This is a genomic window from Mesorhizobium sp. ES1-3, assembly GCF_020164795.1.
Classification (GTDB): Bacteria; Pseudomonadota; Alphaproteobacteria; order Rhizobiales; family Rhizobiaceae; genus Mesorhizobium.
Genome location: NZ_JAIUGW010000022.1, coordinates 60,186 through 82,620 on the forward strand (window position 1 = coordinate 60,186; position 22,435 = coordinate 82,620).

The following is a 22,435-nucleotide window of genomic DNA, read 5'->3' on the forward strand; positions in this document are numbered from 1 at the left end:
CATGTCAATCGACGAGAGCCCCGAAACCACGAGCCCGGCACAAGATCCACGCATTGCCGATCTTCGCGCGGCGGCAATGTTGCGCGACGCCGGCTTCATGTCTTTTGATGCGACAACCGAAAGCGCGTTGGCGACCATTTCGGCCGAGATGAACCTGGGGCGCCTGGATCTCATTCGGATTGCGCTGACTGAATGGCTGGAGATGCGCGACAAATGCGCAATCCCTGATTCCCCTGGAAGCCTGCCCTAAACTAGTCGGTCTGGATCCAGATCGACTTCGTCTCGAGATACTCATGCAGATGCTCGACGCCGCCCTCGCGGCCATAGCCGGACATCTTCATGCCGCCGAATGGCACGGCCGGGTCGATGGCGTGGTACATGTTGACCCAGACCGAGCCGGCCTTGATGCGGCGCGCCAGCTTGTGCGCGGTGCCGAGATTGGTGGTGAAGATACCGGCCGCCAGCCCATAGGGCGTCGCATTGGCGCGCGTGACGGCCTCGTCCAGCGTGTCGAACGGCATCGCCGAAATGACCGGCCCGAAAATCTCTTCGCGTGCGATGGTCATGGTGTCCGACACCGCGCCGAAGACGGTCGGCGCGATGAAGTTGCCGCCATCATAGAGCGCGCCCGTCAGCCGCGAGCCGCCCGCGACCAGTTCGGCGCCTTCGTCGCTGCCGGCCTTGATGTAGCCCTCCACCTTGCCGGCCTGCCTGGCATTGATGAGCGGCCCGATTTCGGTCTCCGCCTCGATGCCGTGGCCGATGCGCAACCTGCCGGCGAAGTCGGCGACCCGGCGCACGAATTCGTCATGGATTTCGCGCGCCACGAACAGGCGCGAGCCGGCAATGCAGATCTGGCCCGAATGCACGAACACCGCCATGGCGGCGATCGGCACGGCCTTGTCGATATCGGCGTCACGGCAGACAATGATTGGTGACTTGCCGCCGAGCTCCAGCGAGATGCGCTTGAGGTTGGCGACACCAGCCCGTGCGATCGCTTGACCGGTAAGCGTCGAGCCGGTGAAGACGACCTTGTTGACGTCGGGGTGTTCGGCGAGCCGCGCGCCCGCTTCTGCGCCGGTTCCGGTGACGATGTTGACGACACCGTCGGGTACGCCGGCTTCCTGCATCAGCCGGGCGATCAGCAGCGGCGTCAGCGATGCATCCTCCGAGGGTTTCAGCACGATTGTGCAGCCCGTGGCGAGCGCCGGCGCGATCTTCCAGATCGAGGCAGCGGTCGGCGCGTTCCAGGGAATGATCGCGCCGACGACGCCGACCGGTTCGCGCCTTGTGAAGGTGAGGATCTCGCCGGGAATGGAATTGTCGATGGCCTCGCCATGCAGCACGGTCGCCATGCCGCCGTAGAAGCGCAGCATGCCGATGACGCGGCGCCGGTTGGCCAGGGTGCGCGTGATCGGCAGCCCCATGTCGAGCGTGTCGGAGACGCTGAGCTCTTCCCAATGTGTCTCGAACAGGTCGGCGATCCTGAGCAGCACGCATTGCCGCTCATAGGGCGAGAATTTCGACCAGGTGCCTTCGAACGCCGCGCGCGCCGCCGCCACCGCCGCGTCGACATCGGCGGCCGAGCCGCGCGGCACCGTTGCCAGCACTTCGCCCGTCGCCGGGTTCAGCGCCTGCATCTCCTGGCCGGACTGCGCCGCGACCCACTTGCCACCGATGAACATCGGCCGGAACTCGCCATGATAAAGCGTGGTGGCCTTCGCCCTCGGGTCGAAGCTCAGCGTCATCGTCTCCTCCTTACGAATTCCGTGGCGACTATTACTCCCGGCGCGAGCGACCTCAAACAAGGAAAGCTGAAAGAGCGTTCAGATAATCGGACTTGTGCAGCGCGCGTGTCTTCCCCGATGGTTCCAGCAACGGAGGAACGGATATGAGACTTGCTGGCAAGGTTGCCATCGTCACAGGTGGCGGGTCGGGATTTGGCGAAGGTATCGTCAGGAAGTTCGTCGCCGAGGGCGCGCTGGTCCTGCTGATGGACCGTGAGGAGGCGGCTGCTTCCCGGGTTGCCAGCGAGGTCGGTGCAAACGTTCGGCCGATCACCGGCGACATCTCCAAACTGGAGAGTTTTGAAGCGGCCGCCGACCTGGCCCGCTCAACCTTTGGCGCACTCGACATACTGGTCAACAACGCCGGTGTCGCAGGGCCGCCCTATTCGGTGCCGTGGTGGGGGAGCCGGGTGTGGCAAAGGTTCTCGACATTCTATTGGACGAAGTGGCAACTGACCTCAGACTTTGCGGACTGCCCTGTTTTGAGCAAGTGGAGCCAGGACTAATAGCATAGGGATACCTGCTCAGCAGTGCGTCAAGGGAACGTCGGCGGAGCAAAACTGCCATTTCCAGGCGCTTGGCCGGTACAGCCACTATCGCCGGGATAGGCGGCGGGCCGTATCTAGCCGCCCCGCCGCTTGCACACACCGGAATGCCGCTAATCAGTCCGCAATGGTGAGTTGGAGTTCGCCGGCCAGCACACGCTCGTTCGGATCGATCGGACCGAGCTTCCGGACGACCCGGAAGCGACCGCGCTCCGCCTGCGCGATGTACATGTTCATGCGAACATGGTGCTGGCCGGGAACCATTTCGGCCGGTCCACCTGGTCCCTCGCTGATCCGGGCATGATCGAGCGCCCGGATCACGGCGCCCTGGTCGAGCGTAGCGGCTTCGTTCACTGCTGCTTCCCACATCTTGATCGCCCGGTAATGCCCGGTGCAGCCGCTGCCTGCGGTCAACATGGCGCTACCTGGGAAACGCGCTGTGTAGCGGTTCAAAAGCGCGCGGCCATATGGATCGTCGAGTTCCTGGTAGTAATCGAGGCAGCTGTAGAGTCCCTCGATCTGCTCGGACGGGACGAGGTTGAGGAAGTTCTCATCAAAATAGGTGCAGACGATCCTGCCGCCGCGCTTGCCGAATCCGGCCTTGTCCAGCTCATCGAGGAACGGCGTCAGCCCCGGCGGAACGATGGTGTTGAACACGACATCGGCGCCGCTGGCCATGATCTGCTGCACCGTCCGTCGGAAATCTACGGTATCGAGCGGGAAATACTCCTCGCCGACGATCTCGCCGCCATTGGCGCGCACGACCCGGCTTGCCGCCTTGTTCAGAATATGGGGCCAGATGTAGTCGGCCGACGGCAGATAGAAGCTTTTCGCCCCTGTGGTCTCCATCAGCCACGGTATCAGCGGCTCAACCTGCTGCGCGGGTACCGGACCCGTGCAGAATATCAGGCCGTCGTTCTCCTGTCCCTCATACTGCTCGGTGTAGATGTAGAGCGTCTTGCCGCGTGTGACGGCCTCGCTCTTGATGGCCAGTCGGGTCGAGCTGTAGATGCCGCCGACGACAAGGTCGACCTTGTCGACATCCACGAGTTTGGCGGCCCTTGCCTTGGCGGCGCTGTCGGTGGTCTCGCCGTCCTCGATGATCAACTTGACCGGCCGACCGAGGAGGCCGCCGCCGGCGTTGATATCGTCGACAAGCATGGTCGTGAGATTGGCATTGGCAATGCCCATGAAGGACAAGGGGCCAGTGAGTTCGGCGATAAGGCCGATCTTGATGGGATTCTGGTTCATCTGATCTCTCCAACTCTTGGGGTTCGTTGGGCGCGCCGCCGCCGATGGCAGGCGGCGCACAGAACGGATTCAAGCCTCGTAGTGGCCGAGCAGAAGTGCGGCCTGCGGCTTCCCGACATGGCCGGCTTCCTGCATGATCCCGGGCACCTCGGGGTCGGAGACGAAATTCTTCCAGCCCTCGGCGTCCCAGTCGAAGATCGCCCAGATGCGGTCGGCCTCGCTGGGGTCGCGGAACACAGTGGCGCCGCTCGACCCGTGCAGCCGCCGCTTGTCGGCGCCCTTGGTCGAAAAGATGTGGATGAAGCGGTCGAGGTCCGCCACTTTGGTCGTTGCGAGAAGCATCTGAATTCCTCCTGTCGGTCGCGGCCACCATTGGTCCGTCGACAGGATCACGATGCGCGTCTCGCGGCCGGCGCACATGGGGTGAATTCCCTATGGCTGCGTTTCGCCTGGCCTGACCAGGCCGTGCTCGACCGCGTAGAGCGCCGCGGCCGCACGGGTGGCCACGCCGATCTTGGAATAGACGCTCTGGACATGATGGTCCGCGGTCTTCGGCGAGATGTCGAGCCTGCGGGCCGTTTCCTTCGCGGTCAGGCCGGCGGCGATCAGGCGCAGCACCTCGATCTCGCGCGGCGTCATGCCGGCCAGCGACCGCGGGGGCGGCCGTCGCGACGGCTGTCCGGCGAAGGACAACACAGCCTCGGCGGCGTCGGGACAGATACAGCCATCGCGAACGGCGGCACGCAACTGCGCCGCCGCAGCCTCGCTGGACAGCGCCTTGCGGTGGGGACGCTCCTCCCGCGAAGTTTGGAACGCCTCGGCCGCGGCCAGGATCCTCGCCGCCGGGGACAGGTCGGACCCGCCGACTTTGCGGTGATAGCCCGAGCCGTCCAGGCGTTCGTGATGGCGCAGCACCACGTTGGCCATGGTATCGCCGTCGCGGCCGAACGAGGCCAGCGCGCGCTCGCCGTAATAAGCGTGCAGTTGCGCAGCGTCGCGCTCGCGGACCGACAGCGGACCGTTGCGCATCCAGGTTGCCACCGGCACCACCAGTTCGCCGATGTCATGGATGCAGCCAGACCAGCGCAGAGCGCGGACATCGGGCTCGGGCAGCCCGAGCCGTCGTGCTCCGCCCTCGGCCAGTTCCGCCACCATCCGCGAATGGCCCTGCGTGAACGGCATGCGCATGTCGATCATGTCGGCGATGGCAAGGAAAGCCTCGTCGCAAGCCGCCTCGTCCAGCGTCACCGGCGGATCGGGCTCCAGTGCCAAAATCGTCTCGCGATCAACCGTCGCCCCGATGCCCTCCATCAGCGCGAGCGCGTTGGCGGAGACGAGGCGGGCCAGCTCCGCTTCGTAGGGGCCATCGCCACGACTGGCGATGGTTTCGGCCATCGCGTCGATGCCGACGGCGTCGCTGAGCGCAATGACGTCCTGTGCCAATGTAATCAGGCGCACGGCGGGCAAGACATCTTCGCCGCCCAGCCCACGCGGCAGGCCCTTGCCGTCCCAGCGTTCGTATATCTGTCCAAGGTTGCGCCGTATCTCGTCGGACAGGCCGAGCCGCTCGCCGATCCGCTGCGCGACCTCGCAATGCGCAGTGAGCACCGGGCGGGCCACCGCGAGCGCTTGCGACATCGCGGCCTCGATCGCCTTGGCCTGCGCGTCGGGGTCAAGATCATAATAGAGCCGCTTGAAGGCCTGAACGAAGACCCGGCCCAGTTCGGCGCGGTTGCCCATGTCCAGACCGACAAGGTCCTGGCGTAGCGCGATTTCGTCGCCGAAAGTGGCCGACAGAAGGTCGGTGTCGGCATTGCAGCCGACGTAACGCAGCATCGACTGGTGGTAGGCATTGCGCCGGACTTCCTCCGAAAGGCCGGCAAGCTCGGCGATCCGCATCGCAAGCACGCAGGATTTCAGCGCGAAATCGCGCGAATGGCCGGTGGCGAGATCCGACGCGTAGGCGAGGACCATCATGAAGTCCGCCCGGCGGATCGAAATCTTTGTCATCGCCGACCTCCCCTTGACCACGTTAGCCCCGCGCGCCGCCAATACCTAGGAAAAAGCGGTGACAAGGCCGAGATTGCCCGGGGATACCGTGTCAGCCATCGGCCGCTCTTATTGGCTGGTCGACACCCTATCTGATCGCAGCAGGCACCCGCATCGGGCCGTTCGAGGCCGGCGAGCATTTCTGACCGGTTGATGCTCAAAATTGCTCCCGATCAAAAAGAGGCAGGTATTTTGTTGGTATCTATCTCGACGGGGGCAGCCATGATTGGCCGGTGATCGGCTGGAGGAGAGATCTGCCTTCCTACTTCTTTCGACGAATTGACTATGTGCTGATCGAACCGCAGACCGGTCGGATCAGGAGGAAAGAGATCCGGTGGGAGGATAGGTATGGGAGAGAATCCACACGGCCGTCATGCTGACCGCATCCAGGCGGCGATCGCCTCGGACGCTGCAGCGAAGTCCGCGCTGGTTGCCTCATGGCGACGGTCTTCCAATCTGCATCGGCTCGATCCAGCTGACTGCAGTCCTCCACATTATCTGACTGAAGCCGAATTGGCGCAGGCCCGGCAAAGCATCGAACCGCTCGTCAGGGCAGCCCAATCGAGCCTCGACCGTCTCTATATTGCGGTTGGCGGCGTCGGATGCTGTGTCCTGCTCGCCGATCGTGACGGCGTCCCGGTCGAACGGCGGGGCGCTCCCGTCGACGACGAGACGTTTCACTCCTGGGGTTTATGGACCGGCTCCGTCTGGAATGAGGAAAGCCAGGGCACCAACGGGATCGGCACCTGTCTGGTCGAGCGGCGCGCACTGACAATCCACCGTGACCAGCATTTCCATACGAGAAACACACTGCTCAGTTGCACCACCGCTCCGATCCATGACCACGAGGGCAATCTTGTCGCCGCGCTGGACGTGTCGTCCTGCCGGGCAGATCTGACCGAAGCATTCTCCAATCTCATTTCGATGGCTGTGGTCGACGCGGTGCGTCGGATCGAAAGTGAAAACTTCAAGATGGTATTCCCAAAGGCGCGCATTCTGCTGGCGCCGGTGGCCGACAAAGGCTCCGGCGCGCTGATCGCCGTTGATGCGGACGATCTGGTGGTCGGCGCGACCCGGTCGGCCCGCTTGGCGCTTGGAATTACGCAGCAGTGTCTCGACAAACCGATGCCCGCCGGCGATCTCCTCGGCTGGGCTGAGAGCAGCTCCAAAGATATCGCCGAGGCAGAGCGCGGAGCACTGCAGCGTGCGCTAGCTCGCGCTGACGGAAATGTCTCGGCCGCGGCTCAGGCGCTTGGGATCAGCCGCGCGACGCTTCACCGCAAACTCAATCGCCTGGATGTCCACCGGTCACACTGAACGCCCGAGCTCTCATGACTGTCGCAATTCTGCGACACATCGTACCCGACCGCCGTGACCGGCGCGGTGACAACCACAGGCGGAAATCGCAAGTCTCTTCCGAAGCGTCGCATCCCGCGACGTCAGCTTTGGGAGGAAGACACATGAACAAGGTTGAATTTTCACGCTCGGTCAAGGCGCCCTTCGACAAGCGCTATGGCAATTTCATCGGCGGCAAATGGGCCGAGCCGCGGTCCGGCCGCTACTTCGAGAACTTTTCGCCGGTGAACGGTCAACTGCTGTGCGAGGTGGCACGTTCGGATGCCCAGGACATCGACGCGGCCCTTGAAGCTGCGCATGCCGCCAAGGACGCCTGGGCGCGCACCAGCGTGGCCGAGCGCTCGCTCATCCTCAACCGCATCGCCGACCGCATGGAGGAAAACCTCGATCTCCTCGCTTGCGCCGAAACCTGGGACAACGGCAAGCCGATCCGCGAAACGACCGCGGCCGACCTGCCCCTGGCCATCGATCACTTCCGCTATTTCGCCGGCGCGGTGCGTGGCCAGGAAGGCAGCCTCTCCCAGATCGACGACGACACCGTCGCCTACCATTTCCATGAGCCGCTCGGCGTGGTCGGCCAGATCATCCCCTGGAACTTTCCGCTGCTGATGGCGTGCTGGAAGCTTGCTCCCGCACTTGCCGCCGGCAACTGCGTGGTGCTGAAGCCTGCCGAGCAGACGCCCGCCGCCATCATGCTGTGGGCCGATCTCATCGGCGATCTGCTGCCGCCGGGCGTGCTCAACATCGTCAACGGCTTTGGCCTCGAGGCCGGCAAGCCGCTGGCTTCCTCGCCGCGCATTGCCAAGATTGCCTTTACCGGCGAGACCACGACGGGCCGGCTGATCATGCAATATGCCAGCCAGAACCTCATTCCCGTCACGCTGGAACTGGGTGGCAAATCGCCAAACATCTTCTTCAAGGACGTGGTCGCCGAGGACGACGATTTCTTCGACAAGGCAATCGAAGGCTTCGTCATGTTCGCACTGAATCAGGGCGAGGTTTGCACCTGCCCAAGCCGCGCGCTCATCCATGAATCGATCTACGACACCTTCATGGAACGCGCCCTGAAACGCGTCGAGGCGATCGTGCAGGGCGACCCGCTCGATCCGGCAACGATGATCGGGGCACAGGCCTCATCCGAGCAGTTGGAAAAGATCCTGTCCTACATCGACATCGGCCGCCAGGAAGGCGCCGAGGTGCTGACCGGCGGCGCGCGCAATCTTCTGCCCGGAGATCTGGCGGGTGGCTACTATGTCCAGCCCACGGTATTCAAGGGCCACAACAAGATGCGCATCTTCCAGGAGGAGATCTTCGGACCCGTGGTCTCGGTCACGACCTTCAAGGACGACGACGAAGCGCTCTCGATTGCTAACGACACGCTCTACGGCCTTGGCGCCGGCATCTGGACACGCGACGGCAACCGGGCCTACCGCTTCGGCCGGGCAATCCAGGCTGGCCGCGTCTGGACCAATTGCTACCATGCTTATCCCGCTCATGCCGCCTTCGGCGGCTATAAGCAGTCCGGCATCGGCCGCGAGACGCACAAGATGATGCTCGACCATTACCAGCAGACCAAGAACATGCTGGTCAGCTACAGCCCGAAGAAGCTCGGCTTCTTCTGATCATCGGTTTGGCTTACGGGCGCGGCTCCGCACAGTGCCGCGCCTCCAACTGGAAATCGAAAATTCATGCATGCGAAGGTCACGGCGACCCCGGCAGCGCTTGGACTGATCGCGGAGATCGTTGCCGAGCACGGCCCAGTGCTGTTCCATCAGTCCGGCGGCTGCTGTGATGGCTCTTCGCCGATGTGCTATCCGTTGGCCGGCTTCATCATCAGTGACCATGATATGCTGCTTGGTCACATCGGTGACACGCCCTTCTACATCGGGGCCTCGCAATTCGAGGCCTGGAAGCACACCGATCTCATCATCGACGTTGTGCCTGGTCGTGGCGGCATGTTCTCGCTCGACAATGGGCGGGAAAAGCGATTCCTGACCCGCTCAACCATTTGCGCTGTTCGGATCGGGATGTAACCCTTCCCATCCGACTGGAGCCGATGCTCAGACCGCTACGGAATGCCTCGCCTTGCCGGCTTCGAAATATCTGTCGAACTTCGCCGCGACGCTTCTGACAAAGGGGCGGCTTTCCACAGGCACGACGAAGTGATCGCCGTCAAGTTCCAGCATCCGCGCAGGATCAAGAAGGGCGGTGGAACTCGCTTTGCAAAGAAGTCTTCGGCCGGCTTCGCCAAAGCGTTCAACCAAGTCGATTGCCGAGAAGCCGAAATCGCACATCAGCCGTTCGATGATCCAGCCGCGAGCGCGGTCGTCGTCGGAAAGTGCGACACCGCGCACTGACGCCAGTCCGCCATTGGTGACCATGCGTTCATACTCCGTGGTTGACGGCATATTCTGTGCATAGCCTTGCCGGTACTGGCTGATGGACGACGGACCGAGGCCGATCAAAGTTTCGCAGCGATCCTCGGTGTAGCCCTGGAAGTTGCGATGCAACGTCCCTGAACGCGCAGCCAGCGCCAGCGCATCGCCTGGTTTTGCGAAATGGTCGAGCCCGATTGCTTCGTATCCCTGGTCGAGGATGGCGCGCGCTGCCAGTTGCGATTGGGCGAACCTCTCCTCCGGGCCTGGCAACCAGGCGTCATCGATCATTGTCTGGTGTTTCTTGAACCACGGCACGTGGGCGTAACCAAAAAGAGCGATCCGGTCTGGCTCCAGCGACAGCGCCTGCACGACCGTGGACAGGACACTCTGCCTGGTCTGGTGCGGCAGGCCGTAGAGCAGATCCAGGTTGACGGACTCGACGCCGCGCGAACGAACGCCATCGACGACCGCTTTGGTCTGCAAAAAGGTCTGCTCGCGATTGATTGCCTTCTGCACTTTCGGATCGAAATCCTGGACGCCGAGGCTCGCTCTCGTCATGCCGATTTCGGCAAGTGCGTCGAGGCGGGCTTCGTCCATGTCGTTGGGTTCGATTTCGACACTGATCTTGGCGCCGGCAAGAGAGGTGAACCTGTCGCGCAAGACTTCCGCCAGTGCGACTATATCCTGCGGCTTGAGCATGGTTGGCGAACCGCCACCGAAATGGACGGCACGAACGTGACCTTTGCCTGCGACAAGACCGGCAACGGTCGCGATCTCGGCATGCAGTGAGCGCAGATATTTGGCCACCGGCTCGTAGTGGCGTGTCTGCTTTGTGTGGCACGCACAGAACCAGCAAAGCTTGTCACAGTAAGGGATGTGCAAATAGAGCGAGATCTCTTCGTCATCACCGAGCGCCTGCAGCCAGCTGCGACAGACGGCAGCGTCAACAGCTGGATGAAAATGCGGGGCCGTCGGATAGCTGGTGTAACGCGGCACGTTCTCACCAAGTCTGGCAACTAAATCTGGCCGCATTTCGCGATGTGCTCCGCGCTGTGTCCGACGATACTGGGCACAAGGGGCGACAAGCACCTTGATCTCGGTCAATGCTCATCGGTTACGGACAAACTGCCGCAAGGTTTTTTCCAGGGTCGATGCTATACCCCTACAGCAGCTTTCGTTCCTCGGAAGATCACCATGACAGTGCGCCAGGATGTACACAGCGCCGGCATTCCCGTGCTTTGCCAATCGTGCGAAGCGCGACACCATGGCATTTGCGGCGCGCTCGATCCCGAACAGCTGGTGGGCCTCGCCAAGACCTCGTCGAAGCAAACGGTTGAACCGGGCGTGGAATTGATTGGCGACGCCGAGACGGTCGACAGTTACTCGAACGTGCTCTCCGGCGTGGTCAAGCTCACGAAGAGCCTTTCGGACGGGCGCCAGCAGATCGTCGGGCTTCAATTTGCTCCCGATTTTCTGGGCCGGCCCTTCAAGGCCGAAAGCGCGATCAACGCCGAAGCAGCAACAGCAGTCTCTTTGTGCTCGTTTCCAAAGGCCGCCATTGAACGGATGATGAGGGAATCGCCAGGACTGGAGCATCGTCTGTTTAAGCAGACGCTGAATGAACTCGATGACGCACGCGATTGGATGGTGACGCTGGGCCGCAAGAGTGCGTCGGAAAAGGTGGCAAGCTTTCTTCTGATGATCGCCAGAAACATCGACCCCGCGCTTGACCCGGCCGCCCAGTCGACACGTTTCGATCTGCCGTTGACCCGCGCCGACATCGCCGATTTCCTCGGCCTGACTATCGAAACCGTCAGCCGCCAGCTGACCAGACTAAGATCCGATGGCGTGATCCGCATCGAGAACAATCGGCATATTATCGTCGATAGCTTGAACCGGCTGCAGCGCCGCTCCGGCGCTTAGGATCGATCGACGATCCCGATCATCGGCAAGACGTGCTCCCGCTCAAAGGCGATATGCCGGCGCAAGCCTTCGAAGAAGCCACGCAGCATGAAGCCAACGACCTCCACATTGTCGATCGACTTGCCGTGGCCGATCCCCAGCAGAATCTCGGTCACCTCGCCGGCAAAGGATTCGTCCTCGACGTGTTCGGCGCGCAATCGTCGGACTGAATCAATGTCCGCACCGCTGCTGGCCAAAGCAGTCTCATAGGCTGGAAAGATGACCGTCTCTTCGTATCGATGACTGTCGCGCAACAGCGGGACGATTGTGTTTGCCGCACTTAGGCATGCCAAAAGATCCACCTTGGGCAGGCAGTCCGCGATCCGTTCCAAGGCGTCGCAGAGCTGCAATTTTTCAAGATGCGCACGTCTAATTACCGCAGCTGAGGCCGCTTTTGTGCCGGATCGAATCCCCGGCATCGAATTGGTGCCGCTTGTTTGCAGCGGGAACGATCCGCCTCGTGTCTGCGAACTCAACGGCAGCCTCCCGGTCGTTTGCAGGACCAAGGCTGCCCAATCCAAAAGCAAATGACTTTGACATGGATCAAGGCGGCAACGGAGCGACTGCGGAATTGGTGTCCATGCGGATTGACGTCCGCGCATCGGAAATCCGAGGTCGGGGATATGTCATGAAGTTCGGCACACAAATCTTCGCGTTGAGCCTTTTTACATTCGCGGCTTTGGTGGCTGCCGGCTTCGGCGTCGACGAGCCATTCCGGCAACATATGTGGGTGCTGTTTTTCGTTCTACTCGGCTTCATCGCCATTCTGCTGCGCAACACGAGCTTCGAGGCCGCCGCCCCAATCGACCCATCCGCATACATGGACGGTCCGATCCGCTACGGCGCCATCGCCACTATGTTCTGGGGTGTCGTCGGCATGCTGGTCGGCGTGGTCATCGCGCTGCAGCTTGCCTACCCCGATCTCAACATCCAGCCCTGGTTCAATTTCGGCCGCTTGCGGCCAGTGCATACGTCGGGCGTCGTCTTCGCCTTTGCCGGCAACGCATTGCTTTGCACGTCATTTTACGTCGTGCAGCGCACCTGCCGGGCGCGCCTGTTCGGCGGCGATCTCGCTTGGTTCGTCTTCTGGGGATACCAGCTTTTCATCGTCATGGCCGCGACCGGCTACCTGCTCGGCATTACCGAGAGCCGCGAATACGCCGAACCTGAATGGTATGTCGACATCTGGCTGACCATCGTCTGGGTCGCCTATCTCATCCTGTTCCTTGGCACGATCCTGAAGCGCAAGGAACCGCACATCTATGTCGCTAACTGGTTCTACCTCTCCTTCATCGTGACCATCGCGATACTGCATGTGGTCAACAACCTGTCGATGCCCGCTTCCTTCCTCGGATCCAAGAGCTACTCCGCTTTTTCTGGAGTCCAGGACGCCCTGACGCAATGGTGGTACGGACACAACGCCGTCGGCTTCTTCCTCACTGCCGGCTTCCTCGGCATGATGTATTATTTCGTTCCCAAGCAGGCGAACCGGCCGGTCTATTCCTATCGACTGTCGATCATCCATTTCTGGGCGCTCATCTTCCTCTACATCTGGGCCGGACCGCACCACCTGCACTACACCGCCCTGCCCGACTGGGCGCAGACGCTGGGCATGGTGTTCTCGATCATGTTGTGGATGCCCTCATGGGGCGGCATGATCAACGGCCTGATGACGTTGTCAGGCGCCTGGGACAAGCTACGCACCGATCCGATCATCCGCATGATGGTGATGGCCATCGCCTTCTACGGCATGTCGACCTTCGAAGGTCCGATGATGTCGATCAAGACGGTCAACTCGCTGTCGCACTATACCGATTGGACCATCGGGCACGTCCATTCGGGTGCGCTCGGCTGGGTCGGCATGATCTCGTTCGGCGCGATCTACTACATGGTGCCCAAGCTCTGGAACCGCGAGCGGCTCTACTCGCTGAGGCTCGTCACCTGGCACTTCTGGCTGGCGACACTCGGGATCGTCGTCTACGCCGCGGTCATGTGGGTGTCCGGCATCATGCAGGGCCTGATGTGGCGCGAATACGACGAGCAGGGCTTCCTGGTCTACTCCTTCGCCGAAACGGTCGCAGCCATGCACCCCTACTATGTCATGCGGGCCATGGGGGGCGCGATGTTTCTCTCGGGTGCCCTGATCATGGCGTGGAACATCGCGATGACCATCCTCGGCCGCCAGCGTGAGGAGCAACCGATGCCGGGCTCTGTACCCGCCCTTCAGCCTGCACAGTAAGGAGCCAGAAATGGGCTTGATGGATAGACACGCGATCATCGAGAAGAACGCCACGCTTCTTCTCGTTGGCTCTCTTCTGGTGGTGACCGTCGGCGGCATTGTCGAGATCGCTCCGCTCTTCTATCTCGACAACACGATCGAGAAGGTGGAAGGCATGCGCCCTTACTCGCCGCTCGAACTTGTCGGGCGCAACATCTACGTGCGCGAGGGCTGCTACCTCTGCCACAGCCAGATGATCAGGCCGTTCCGCGACGAAGTCGAGCGCTACGGCCACTACAGCCTGGCTGCTGAATCCATGTACGATCATCCCTTCCAGTGGGGATCGAAGCGCACCGGACCGGATCTCGCCCGGGTCGGTGACCGTTACTCGAATGCCTGGCATGTCGCGCATCTCTCGGCTCCGCGTTCGGTGGTGCCGGAATCGATTATGCCCAGCTACGCATTCCTGAAAGACACGCCGATCGAGGTGAAAGACTTCTCGACGCACCTCGTTGCCAACCGGCGTGTCGGCGTCCCCTACGACGATGACATGATCGCGCACGCCAACGCCGATCTGATGGCGCAGGCTGATCCCAACGCCGACACATCCGGGCTGGAGGCGCGTTATCCCAAAGCCAAGGTCGGCGACTTCGACGGCAATCCGCGACAGGTCACCGAAATGGATGCCCTCGTGGCCTATCTGCAGATGCTCGGCACGCTGGTCGATTTCAAGAACTACGACGAAGCCGCCGGTTACCGCTAAGGAGTTTTATCCGTGGATTACAATCTAATGCGGGAATTTGCTGACAGCTGGGGTTTGGTCGCCATGGCGCTTTTCTTTGTCGGGGCAATTGTCTTTGCGCTGCGCCCTGGCAGCCGCAAGCTGGCCGACGAGGCTGCCCGGATTCCTCTTGAGGACGAGTGATCATGAGCGACGAGCACATCGATGAAATCTCTGGCGTCTCAACCACGGGCCACGAATGGGACGGCATCAGGGAGCTGAACAATCCGCTTCCGCGCTGGTGGGTCATAACCTTCTACGTGACCATCGTCTGGGCGATCGGCTACACGGTCGCCTATCCGGCATGGCCACTGCTGCACTCCGCGACAACCGGGGCGCTCGGCTATTCGAGCCGCAAGGACGTCAAGAACGAGCTGGCGGCGGCGGACCTGGCGAAGGGCAAATATGTCGCGGCCGTTGAATCGAAAACAGTCTCGGAGATCACCGCGGACGATGCCTTGCGCGAATTCGCGGTCGCCGCTGGCGGCGCCGCGTTCAAGGTCAATTGCACGCAGTGCCACGGCTCTGGTGCTCAGGGGTCCGCCGGCTTTCCCAACCTCAATGACGACGACTGGCTGTGGGGTGGCAAGGCAGAGCAGATCCAGCAGACGATCATGCACGGCATCCGCTTTGCGACCGATGCGGAAACGCGTCTGTCGGAAATGCCGGCCTTTGGCGACATCATCACTGCCGACCAGATTGCACAGGTCAGTGCCTACGTCGCCAGCCTGTCCGGTAAGGTCCACGATGCAAGTCTGATCCAGCCTGGCGCCAAGGTCTTCGCCGACAACTGCGTTGCCTGTCATGGTGACAACGCGAAAGGCAACAAGGAGTTCGGCGCCCCCGACCTGACCGACGCGATCTGGCTTTATGGCTCAGGCGAGACGGCAATCGCCGACCAGGTTCGCGCACCCAAGCAGGGCGTCATGCCAGCCTGGGGCTCGCGCCTGGGCGAGACCAAGGTCAAGGAACTGGCGGTTTACGTGCATTCGCTCGGCGGTGGAGAATAGGAAGCGAGGACTATTCTCCGGCCCTCACCGCTCGAGTGACGAGGCCCGGCTTTGCCGGGCCTCGATTTCTTTCTGCCATGACGAGATTGACTTGCATCAACGCGGAGCGATCCCCCCGGCGGCATTCTTGCCAAGCGCAATCAAAATCACAGTCTGCGCGCAAGTGGAGATCCTGGTGCTGGACAATACGCAGGTAGAACGGCTGGAAGCCGAAGCGGTCAATTCCGCCAAGACCCGTCAGCCCCTTTATGCCGCGCGAAAGAAGATCTTTCCCAAACGCGCTGCGGGGAAATTCCGCCGCTTCAAATGGCTGGTGATGGCGATCACGCTTGGGATCTACTACCTGACGCCATGGCTGCGTTGGGACCGCGGCCCGTTTGCGCCCGACCAGGCGGTGCTGCTCGATGTCGCCAACCGGCGTTTCTACTTCTTTTTCATCGAGATCTGGCCACAGGAATTCTTTTACGTGGCTGGCCTCCTGGTCATGGCGGGCGTCGGTCTTTTCCTGATCACGTCGACTGTCGGACGTGCCTGGTGCGGCTATACATGCCCGCAGACCGTCTGGGTCGATCTGTTCCTGGTCGTCGAGCGCGCGATAGAGGGCGACCGCAACGCTCGCATGAAGCTCGATGCGGGACCCTGGACCGCGCGCAAGCTGATGCTGCGGGTATCGAAGCACGTGATCTGGCTGGTCATCGGCGCGGCGACAGGCGGCGCCTGGATTTTCTATTTCGCCGATGCACCGACGCTGCTCGGCGAGCTTTTCACCGGCACTGCCGCGCCTGTCGCCTACATCACCGTCGCCGTCCTGACGGCAACCACCTACACGTTCGGCGGCCTGATGCGTGAGCAGGTCTGCACCTATATGTGCCCATGGCCGCGCATCCAGGCGGCCATGCTCGACGAAAATTCTCTCACCGTCACCTACAACGACTGGCGCGGCGAACCGCGTTCGCGTCACGCCAAGAAAATGCTGGCCGCAGGCCAGCCCGTAGGCGACTGCGTCGACTGCAACGCCTGCGTCGCGGTCTGCCCGATGGGGATCGACATTCGCGATGGCCAGCAGCTCGAATGCATCACCTGCGCGCTTTGCATCGACGCCTGCGACGGTGTCATGGACAAGCTCGGCAAGGAGCGCGGGCTGATCGCCTATGCTACGCTGTCCGACTACAACGCCAACATGATGCTGGCGACCGCAGGCGGCTCCGGCCCGGTCAGTCCACCGCTGGTCAGGACTGCTGGCGGCGCCTTCTCCGATCAGGTAGCGCATTTTCACGTCCGCAAGATCTTTCGACCGCGCACCTACGTCTACATGGGTTTTTGGTCGTTGATCGGCCTTGGCCTGCTCTATTCGTTGCTGACGCGTGACCGGCTGGAACTGAACGTATTGCATGACCGCAATCCCCAGTTCGTCACGTTATCCGACGGGTCCATCCGCAATGGCTATACGGTCAAGCTGCTCAACATGATCCCGGAGCCGAGAACGATCGTCGTCAGCATGCGGGGGCTTGAAGGCGCCGACATGACTGTCGTCGGCGACGACATCCCGGCGGGCCGCTCTTTCGCCGTTCCGGTCGAGCCCGACCGCCTGAAAATGCTGAAGGTCTTTGTTCGCCAGCCGGCGGACCAAATCCGCGCCCCGGCGCAGACCTTCACGTTCCGCGTCGAGGACAAGGCCAGCCTCGAGTCCAATGAATACACCGCCGCCTTCAACGCGCCAGAGGCCGCCAGATGACCGCCAATGCTCACAAACCTCGCGAATTCACCGGCCGGCACATGCTGGCCATCATCCTCGCCTTCTTCGGAGTGGTGATCGCGGTCAACCTGACCATGGCGACGCTTGCCAACACCAGTTGGACCGGCCTCGTCGTCGAGAACACCTACGTTGCGAGCCAGCAATTCAACAAGCAGGCGCAGGAGGGTCGCGCCCAAGCGGCACTCGGCTGGACAGGCAAGCTTACCATCGCATGGGGCGAAGTCCGCTACAGCCTCTCCGACGCAGCCGGCAAGCCGGTTCCTCTGCACGGCGTGAAGATGCTGTTTCGTCATCCCGCGTACGAGAAAGAGGACAAGTCAGTCACGCTCGCCCTCGCTTCAGGCGAGGAATTCGCCGCCCGGCACACGCCGAAAGACGGCGTCTGGATTATCGAAGTCGATGCCGATGCCGGTCTGGACAAACCCTACCGCGACGTCCGCCGGGTCATGATTTCCCATGGGGCGCTGAAATGAGCTGTTGTGCGCCGGGCGCTGAAATGGGGCTGGACATGGGCAGCGGCCAATCCGTCCTGCCATCCAGCCAGGAAATCAGGCTGGCGAGCCGATCGCTCGGCGATGGCCATCGCCAGACCGATCTTTCGGTGCCGAGCGTTCATTGCGCAGCTTGCATCCAGACGATCGAGACGGCGTTAGCGAAGCTCGACCGCGTCGAGAGCGCCCGCGTCAACCTGTCGACGAAACGGGTCTCGGTCCGGTGGCGTGGAGATGAAGTTCCACCGTTTGTCGCCGCGCTTGGGCGGCTCGGCTACCAGGCGCATCTCTTCGCCCCCGAGATCGACGAGAAGGACAAGACGCTTTCGGAATTGATCCGCGCCGTCGCGGTCGCTGGATTTGCGGCGGGAAACATCATGTTGCTCTCGGTGTCGGTCTGGTCGGGTGCCGAAGGGGCTACCCGCGACCTGTTTCACTGGGTCTCGGCGCTGATCGCCATTCCGGCGCTCGCCTTCGCCGGCGGAATCTTCTTCCGGTCGGCCTGGAATGCACTGCGCCACGGCCGCATGAACATGGACGTTCCGATCGCGGTCGGTGTTTCACTCGCCTATGCCATGAGCCTCTATGAGACGATCAACCATGGCGACCACGCCTATTTCGACGCCTCGGTATCACTGCTGTTCTTCCTTTTGATCGGCCGCACGCTCGATCACGTGATGCGGGAACGTGCCCGCACGGCAGTAAAAGGCCTGTCGCAGCTGGCCGCGCGTGGCGCCATGGTGGTTCGCGGCAACGGCGCGCGCGACTATTTGCCAGTCGGCGAGATCGAACCGGGCATGCGGTTGTTGATCGCAGCCGGCGAGAGAATCCCCGTCGACGGCAAGATCATCCAGGGAGCGTCGGATCTCGACTGCTCGCTGGCTTCAGGCGAAAGCACGCCGAAAAACGTGGCACCAGGCGAAACCGTGCAGGCCGGCGTGCTCAATCTTACCGGCCCGCTGACCATCGAAGCGATTGCCGCCGCAAAGGATTCGTTCCTGGCGGAGATGGTGCGGCTGATGGAGGCCGCCGAAGGCGGTCGCGCCCGCTATCGCCGCATCGCCGACCGCGTTTCGGCGCTCTACGCGCCCGTTGTTCATCTCGCCGCTTTGGCGACATTCCTGGGCTGGATGGCGGCGACCGGCGACTGGCACCGGGCCATGACGATCGCTATCGCTGTTCTCATCATCACGTGCCCCTGCGCGCTTGGCCTGGCCGTCCCGATCGTTCAGGTGGTCGCCGCACGGCGCCTGTTCGAGAACGGCATCATGGTCAAGGACGGCTCGGCCATGGAGCGCCTGGCGACAATCGACACGGCGGTATTCGACAAGACCGGTACGCTCACGCTTGGCCAGCCCGGGCTCGTCAACGCGGCCTCGATCGATCCAGCCATGCTTGCCATCGCAGCCGACCTGGCCGCGCATTCGCGTCATCCATTTTCAAAAGCCATTGCTGGCTTTGCCGTTGGCGGCAGCCAGCACAGATTCGATGCAGTGACGGAACACCCAGGTTTAGGGATCGAAGCCACCGACACCGGAACCATCTGGCGGCTGGGTCGACGCGGATGGGCCGGCTGGAAGGCTCGAACCGGCGGCGAAGGCAAACACGGGTACGGTGGAACGGTTCTGACAAAAAACGGGATGATTGTCGCATCCTTCGCTTTCGAGGATGTGCTGCGCGCCGATGCTACACCGGCCATCGATCAATTGCGCGGTGCCGGGGTGTCAGTCGAAATGCTGTCGGGCGATACCGCGGCAGCCTGCGCCGAGGTTGCGAAGGTGCTTGGTGTCGATGACTTTGTTGCCTGCCTGCTGCCGTCCGGCAAGGTCGAACGCATCGAGACGCTGGCGAAAGACGGACAGAGGGTTCTGATGGTTGGCGACGGCCTCAATGACACGCCGGCACTGCGCGCTGCGCATGTCTCGATGGCACCGGCGACCGCCGCCGATATTGGTCGCAACGCTGCGGACTTCGTCTTCCTGCGCGAGAGCCTTCTGGCCGTCCCGCTGGCGTTGGACGTCTCGCGCCAGGCAGGACGCCTGATCCGGCAGAACATCGTCGTCGCGATCGTCTACAATGCGGTCGCCGTACCGATAGCGATCCTCGGGCACGTTACGCCCCTGATCGCGGCGATCGCCATGTCCGCCTCATCGCTGCTTGTCGTTGGCAATGCGCTACGCCTGCGATCGTCGCAGCCGTTTTCACCAGCCAAGGAAGTTCGCCGCAACAGGGTGTCCAACTTCGACAAACTGGTCCGATCGTCATGACCACTCTCACCTACCTCATACCCGTCGCTCTGTTCCTTGGAGCGCTTGGCCTTGGGGGCTTCCTTTGGGCATTGAAGAGTGGCCAGTACGAAGATCTCGACGGAGCCGCTGAGCGAATCCTGATCGATCTGGAAGACAAAAGCGACCACTGATATTCAGAAAGCCGCTGGTGGCAGCGCATCGTCGCAGAAAAACGCGACACCAAACCTTCGCATTTCCAATCGTGCCCCTACAAAACCTCTGCATCCCGAGCTGTTGTTCCTGCGATTGACAACACAGTTTGCGCCAGCGCAAAGAAGGCTGGCGTCAGGTCAGGTACCTTCTGCTCGTCCGCAACGGTCGAGAGACAGGAGATTGACATGATTACACGACGCGAAGCCCTCTTTGGAGCAGCTATTGGCGCTGCCGCCGTTGCGGCAATGCCCGCATTGTCGGCCACGGTTACAAAGGCAGAGATTCGCGGGCTGCCGCGCGAAAAGATCACGCTCGTGGCACCGCCTTTTGTTCATCCGCACGATCAGGTCGCCAAGCACGGGCCGAAGATCGTCGAGTTCACCATGAAGATCGAGGAGAAGCCTCTCGTCATCGATGCCGACGGCACGAAGCTCAATGCGATGACCTACAACGGCTCGATCCCCGGCCCGCTGATGGTCGTGCATCAGGACGACTATGTCGAACTGACGCTCATCAACCCCGATACCAACTCGCTTGCCCACAACATCGATTTCCACGCTGCTACCGGCGCGCTGGGAGGCGGCGGCCTGACCTTGATCAATCCCGGCGAACAGGTGACCCTGCGCTTCAAGGCGACGCGGACGGGAACGTTTGTCTATCACTGCGCCCCTGGCGGCGCGATGATCCCATGGCATGTCGTTTCCGGCATGAACGGTGCCATCATGGTGCTGCCGCGCGACGGGCTCAGGAACGACAAGGGCCAACCGGTCAAGTACGACAAGGTCTTCTACATCGGCGAGAGTGACTTCTACATTCCGCGCGACGAGAAGGGCAACTTCAAGAGCTACGAATCCGCCGGCGACGGCTACGACGACATCGTCAAGGTCATGCGCGGTCTCATTCCGACCCATGTGGTGTTCAATGGCAAGGTCGGATCCCTGACTGGCGACAACGCCATGAAGTCCAAGGTCGGCGAAACGGTGCTGATCGTCCATTCGCAGGCCAACCGCGATACGCGGCCGCACCTGATCGGCGGTCATGGCGACTACGTCTGGGAACAGGGCAAATTCGCCAACCCGCCGGCCAAGGATCTGGAGACGTGGTTCATCCGTGGCGGCTCCGCCGGCTCGGCGCTCTATACTTTCCTGCAGCCTGGCGTCTACGCCTACGTCAATCACAATCTGATCGAGGCCGTCGAACTCGGAGCGACCGCTCACTTCAAGGTCGAGGGCGAGTGGAATGACGACCTGATGACACAGGTCGAAGCGCCCAAACCCATCGCCACCAACTGAACGCCACTCCAGTTTGCCCGGACAGCGACCCTGTCCGGGCATGGACAAAAGACATGTCGGCTTTCATCCTGAAGCTCATGCCGATCGCCATGGTGGCCGTGGCCGCGGCTGTGCCGGTAGGACTTTCGATACAGGCTGCCGGTGGTCATAGGCAGTCCCACGCCATTGCCATGACGGTCAGCCTGCCTCCCGGTTCGATCAGATATCCGATGCCGGGAGAGTTCCTGCGAGATGGACGCCCGCAAGCCAATCCCAAGGTCGCGCGGCAATTCGACGGTCCGCTCGAGATCATGGCCTATCAGGTCAGTGCGACCGACTACGCGGATTGTGTGTCGGCCGGCAGCTGTCGGCCGGCGGAGGAGACCCGCTCAGTCCCGCGTGACGCACCCGCTACCGGCGTGAGCTACCTCGACGCCGTTGCCTACGCCCGATGGTATTCTGAGGTGACCGGCAGCCAATGGAGGCTGCCATCCGACGAAGAGTGGGCCCTTGCCGCAGCCGAGCGGTTCGCGGGAGAATTCGAGGGTGTCGAAAACGATGCCAACAACCCCGCCAGGCGTTGGCTGACCAGCTATCAGGCGGAGGTCGAACTCAATCGCAAACCGGACCCGTTGCCCAGGAGTCGCGGCTCCTTTGGAGTGAATTCGCGCGGGCTTGCCGACTTTTCCGGCAACGTCTGGGAGTGGACTTCGACGTGCTATGTCCGCACGACGCTCGCCAAAGACGGCAGCGGCGTTGCGAGCTCGGTCGACAATTGTGGGGTCCACGTCCTGGAAGGCCTGCATAGAGCCTATATGTCGAATTTCATCAGCGACGGGAAAAGCGGAGGTTGCGCCGTTGGCTTGCCTCCCGACAATCTGGGGTTCAGGCTGGTGCGAAACCACGCTGGCTGGGCGAGCGATCTGCTGTCTCATTTGGGTATACTCTGACGAGCAAGCGCCATCAGAGTATGGCGACACAATCCGCCTTGAGAACGACAAGCGCTGGACTTGCCGAGCAAATTGAGGTCGCCCCCTCTGGGTCGCCAGGTCCGCCTCGGACTTACAGCATGTCGCGGCGAATAGGATTCGCCCGACCTGCTGTAAGCTTCTGATTTTATGACGTTATCCCGGAACCGA

Annotated in this window: 22 protein-coding genes and 1 pseudogene; 17 read left to right on the top strand and 6 right to left on the bottom strand. The window is 62.0% G+C overall.

The features are described 5' to 3' along the window. Position 1 precedes the first annotated feature (1 nt). On the top strand, positions 2-250 hold the full coding sequence (locus tag LB536_RS24200) for a hypothetical protein (RefSeq protein ID WP_140760869.1): 249 nt from the start codon (positions 2-4) through the stop codon (positions 248-250). Position 251: 1 nt separating this feature from the next. Here the strand turns inward: LB536_RS24200 and LB536_RS24205 are convergent, their stop codons facing one another. Next, positions 252-1,748, bottom strand: coding sequence for an aldehyde dehydrogenase family protein (locus LB536_RS24205; RefSeq protein WP_224597034.1), 1,497 nt, complete (start codon positions 1,746-1,748; stop codon positions 252-254). A gap of 143 nt (positions 1,749-1,891) precedes the next feature. Between LB536_RS24205 and LB536_RS31365 the strand changes: the two are divergent. Both LB536_RS31365 and LB536_RS31370 read left to right on the top strand, forming a co-directional pair. Further along, positions 1,892-2,107, top strand: a pseudogene (locus tag LB536_RS31365) (SDR family NAD(P)-dependent oxidoreductase); the annotation flags it as partial. Positions 2,108-2,199: 92 nt separating this feature from the next. After that, positions 2,200-2,301, top strand: a complete 102-nt coding sequence (locus tag LB536_RS31370) for a hypothetical protein (RefSeq protein ID WP_411966581.1) — start codon at positions 2,200-2,202, stop codon at positions 2,299-2,301. 148 nt (positions 2,302-2,449) lie between these two features. Here the strand turns inward: LB536_RS31370 and LB536_RS24215 are convergent, their stop codons facing one another. The 3 genes from LB536_RS24215 to LB536_RS24225 all read right to left on the bottom strand — a co-directional run bounded on the left by LB536_RS24215 (position 2,450) and on the right by LB536_RS24225 (position 5,593). Beyond that, entirely contained in the window at positions 2,450-3,583 is a 1,134-nt protein-coding gene (locus LB536_RS24215) for a substrate-binding protein (protein WP_140760873.1), read from the bottom strand. Between the two features lie 69 nt (positions 3,584-3,652). Next, the gene (locus tag LB536_RS24220; protein WP_140760875.1) at positions 3,653-3,925 is read right to left on the bottom strand and encodes a hypothetical protein; all 273 of its coding nucleotides are present in this window, start codon (positions 3,923-3,925) and stop codon (positions 3,653-3,655) included. Between the two features lie 90 nt (positions 3,926-4,015). Then, the gene (locus LB536_RS24225; protein ID WP_140760877.1) at positions 4,016-5,593 is read right to left on the bottom strand and encodes an HD domain-containing phosphohydrolase; all 1,578 of its coding nucleotides are present in this window, start codon (positions 5,591-5,593) and stop codon (positions 4,016-4,018) included. 387 nt (positions 5,594-5,980) lie between these two features. Here LB536_RS24225 and LB536_RS24230 point away from each other — a divergent pair, with 387 nt between their 5' ends. From LB536_RS24230 to LB536_RS24240, 3 genes are all read left to right on the top strand, one after another. Beyond that, positions 5,981-6,949, top strand: a complete 969-nt coding sequence (locus LB536_RS24230; protein ID WP_224597040.1) for a GAF domain-containing protein — start codon at positions 5,981-5,983, stop codon at positions 6,947-6,949. A gap of 143 nt (positions 6,950-7,092) precedes the next feature. Beyond that, positions 7,093-8,610, top strand: coding sequence for an aldehyde dehydrogenase (gene adh, locus LB536_RS24235; protein WP_224597043.1), 1,518 nt, complete (start codon positions 7,093-7,095; stop codon positions 8,608-8,610). A 66-nt stretch (positions 8,611-8,676) separates the two neighbouring features. Then, the gene (locus tag LB536_RS24240; protein ID WP_224597045.1) at positions 8,677-9,021 is read left to right on the top strand and encodes a DUF779 domain-containing protein; all 345 of its coding nucleotides are present in this window, start codon (positions 8,677-8,679) and stop codon (positions 9,019-9,021) included. A 27-nt stretch (positions 9,022-9,048) separates the two neighbouring features. On the opposite strand, the gene hemN is transcribed toward LB536_RS24240, so the two are convergent. Next, a complete protein-coding gene (gene hemN / locus LB536_RS24245; RefSeq protein WP_224597110.1) occupies positions 9,049-10,398 on the bottom strand; it encodes an oxygen-independent coproporphyrinogen III oxidase in 1,350 nt (449 codons plus the stop codon). A gap of 162 nt (positions 10,399-10,560) precedes the next feature. Between hemN and LB536_RS24250 the strand changes: the two genes are divergently transcribed. Continuing rightward, entirely contained in the window at positions 10,561-11,289 is a 729-nt protein-coding gene (locus LB536_RS24250) for a Crp/Fnr family transcriptional regulator (protein WP_224597048.1), read from the top strand. Here the strand turns inward: LB536_RS24250 and LB536_RS24255 are convergent. Beyond that, entirely contained in the window at positions 11,286-11,747 is a 462-nt protein-coding gene (locus tag LB536_RS24255; RefSeq protein ID WP_224597113.1) for a hemerythrin domain-containing protein, read from the bottom strand. The genes LB536_RS24250 and LB536_RS24255 overlap by 4 nt on opposite strands. A 209-nt stretch (positions 11,748-11,956) precedes the next feature. On the opposite strand from LB536_RS24255, the gene ccoN reads away from it, so the two are divergent. The 10 genes from ccoN (at position 11,957) to LB536_RS24305 (ending at position 22,246) form a co-directional block, all read left to right on the top strand. Then, a complete protein-coding gene (gene ccoN / locus LB536_RS24260) occupies positions 11,957-13,567 on the top strand; it encodes a cytochrome-c oxidase, cbb3-type subunit I (RefSeq protein WP_224597051.1) in 1,611 nt (536 codons plus the stop codon). Positions 13,568-13,577: 10 nt separating this feature from the next. Continuing rightward, complete coding sequence (gene ccoO / locus LB536_RS24265) at positions 13,578-14,309, top strand: cytochrome-c oxidase, cbb3-type subunit II (RefSeq protein WP_224597054.1); 732 nt, start codon at positions 13,578-13,580, stop codon at positions 14,307-14,309. Between the two features lie 12 nt (positions 14,310-14,321). Next, a complete protein-coding gene (locus LB536_RS24270; protein WP_140522798.1) occupies positions 14,322-14,471 on the top strand; it encodes a cbb3-type cytochrome c oxidase subunit 3 in 150 nt (49 codons plus the stop codon). Positions 14,472-14,473: 2 nt separating this feature from the next. After that, positions 14,474-15,337 carry a cytochrome-c oxidase, cbb3-type subunit III gene (ccoP, locus tag LB536_RS24275; protein ID WP_140811483.1) on the top strand — a complete coding sequence of 288 codons (864 nt, stop codon included), beginning with the start codon at positions 14,474-14,476 and terminating at the stop codon, positions 15,335-15,337. Positions 15,338-15,512: 175 nt separating this feature from the next. Continuing rightward, positions 15,513-17,072 (top strand): cytochrome c oxidase accessory protein CcoG, encoded by a 1,560-nt coding sequence (ccoG, locus tag LB536_RS24280; RefSeq protein ID WP_224597056.1) that lies wholly within the window; start codon positions 15,513-15,515, stop codon positions 17,070-17,072. After that, the gene (locus LB536_RS24285) at positions 17,069-17,566 is read left to right on the top strand and encodes a FixH family protein (protein WP_140760898.1); all 498 of its coding nucleotides are present in this window, start codon (positions 17,069-17,071) and stop codon (positions 17,564-17,566) included. Before ccoG ends, LB536_RS24285 begins: the two co-directional genes overlap by 4 nt. Further along, positions 17,563-19,851 (top strand): cation-translocating P-type ATPase, encoded by a 2,289-nt coding sequence (locus tag LB536_RS24290; RefSeq protein ID WP_140760900.1) that lies wholly within the window; start codon positions 17,563-17,565, stop codon positions 19,849-19,851. Before LB536_RS24285 ends, LB536_RS24290 begins: the two co-directional genes overlap by 4 nt. Then, positions 19,848-20,003, top strand: coding sequence for a cbb3-type cytochrome oxidase assembly protein CcoS (gene ccoS / locus LB536_RS24295; RefSeq protein WP_224597058.1), 156 nt, complete (start codon positions 19,848-19,850; stop codon positions 20,001-20,003). Before LB536_RS24290 ends, ccoS begins: the two co-directional genes overlap by 4 nt. Positions 20,004-20,210: 207 nt before the next feature. Continuing rightward, positions 20,211-21,317 (top strand): copper-containing nitrite reductase, encoded by a 1,107-nt coding sequence (nirK, locus tag LB536_RS24300; RefSeq protein ID WP_224597060.1) that lies wholly within the window; start codon positions 20,211-20,213, stop codon positions 21,315-21,317. Between the two features lie 53 nt (positions 21,318-21,370). Next, a complete protein-coding gene (locus LB536_RS24305; RefSeq protein ID WP_224597062.1) occupies positions 21,371-22,246 on the top strand; it encodes an SUMF1/EgtB/PvdO family nonheme iron enzyme in 876 nt (291 codons plus the stop codon). Positions 22,247-22,435: the final 189 nt, after the last annotated feature.

Coding starts and splice junctions, on each gene's coding strand:
- LB536_RS24305 (WP_224597062.1), top strand. CDS start 21,371: ATGTCGGCTTTCATCCTGAAGCTCATGCCGATCGCCATGGTGGCCGTG.
- LB536_RS24285 (WP_140760898.1), top strand. CDS start 17,069: ATGACCGCCAATGCTCACAAACCTCGCGAATTCACCGGCCGGCACATG.
- LB536_RS24200 (WP_140760869.1), top strand. CDS start 2: ATGTCAATCGACGAGAGCCCCGAAACCACGAGCCCGGCACAAGATCCA.
- LB536_RS24215 (WP_140760873.1), bottom strand. CDS start 3,583: ATGAACCAGAATCCCATCAAGATCGGCCTTATCGCCGAACTCACTGGC.
- LB536_RS24250 (WP_224597048.1), top strand. CDS start 10,561: ATGACAGTGCGCCAGGATGTACACAGCGCCGGCATTCCCGTGCTTTGC.
- ccoS (WP_224597058.1), top strand. CDS start 19,848: ATGACCACTCTCACCTACCTCATACCCGTCGCTCTGTTCCTTGGAGCG.
- LB536_RS24230 (WP_224597040.1), top strand. CDS start 5,981: ATGGGAGAGAATCCACACGGCCGTCATGCTGACCGCATCCAGGCGGCG.
- LB536_RS24205 (WP_224597034.1), bottom strand. CDS start 1,748: ATGACGCTGAGCTTCGACCCGAGGGCGAAGGCCACCACGCTTTATCAT.
- ccoO (WP_224597054.1), top strand. CDS start 13,578: ATGGGCTTGATGGATAGACACGCGATCATCGAGAAGAACGCCACGCTT.
- ccoN (WP_224597051.1), top strand. CDS start 11,957: ATGAAGTTCGGCACACAAATCTTCGCGTTGAGCCTTTTTACATTCGCG.
- LB536_RS24240 (WP_224597045.1), top strand. CDS start 8,677: ATGCATGCGAAGGTCACGGCGACCCCGGCAGCGCTTGGACTGATCGCG.
- LB536_RS24225 (WP_140760877.1), bottom strand. CDS start 5,593: ATGACAAAGATTTCGATCCGCCGGGCGGACTTCATGATGGTCCTCGCC.
- hemN (WP_224597110.1), bottom strand. CDS start 10,398: ATGCGGCCAGATTTAGTTGCCAGACTTGGTGAGAACGTGCCGCGTTAC.
- ccoP (WP_140811483.1), top strand. CDS start 14,474: ATGAGCGACGAGCACATCGATGAAATCTCTGGCGTCTCAACCACGGGC.
- adh (WP_224597043.1), top strand. CDS start 7,093: ATGAACAAGGTTGAATTTTCACGCTCGGTCAAGGCGCCCTTCGACAAG.
- nirK (WP_224597060.1), top strand. CDS start 20,211: ATGATTACACGACGCGAAGCCCTCTTTGGAGCAGCTATTGGCGCTGCC.
- LB536_RS24220 (WP_140760875.1), bottom strand. CDS start 3,925: ATGCTTCTCGCAACGACCAAAGTGGCGGACCTCGACCGCTTCATCCAC.
- LB536_RS24290 (WP_140760900.1), top strand. CDS start 17,563: ATGAGCTGTTGTGCGCCGGGCGCTGAAATGGGGCTGGACATGGGCAGC.
- LB536_RS24255 (WP_224597113.1), bottom strand. CDS start 11,747: ATGCCGGGGATTCGATCCGGCACAAAAGCGGCCTCAGCTGCGGTAATT.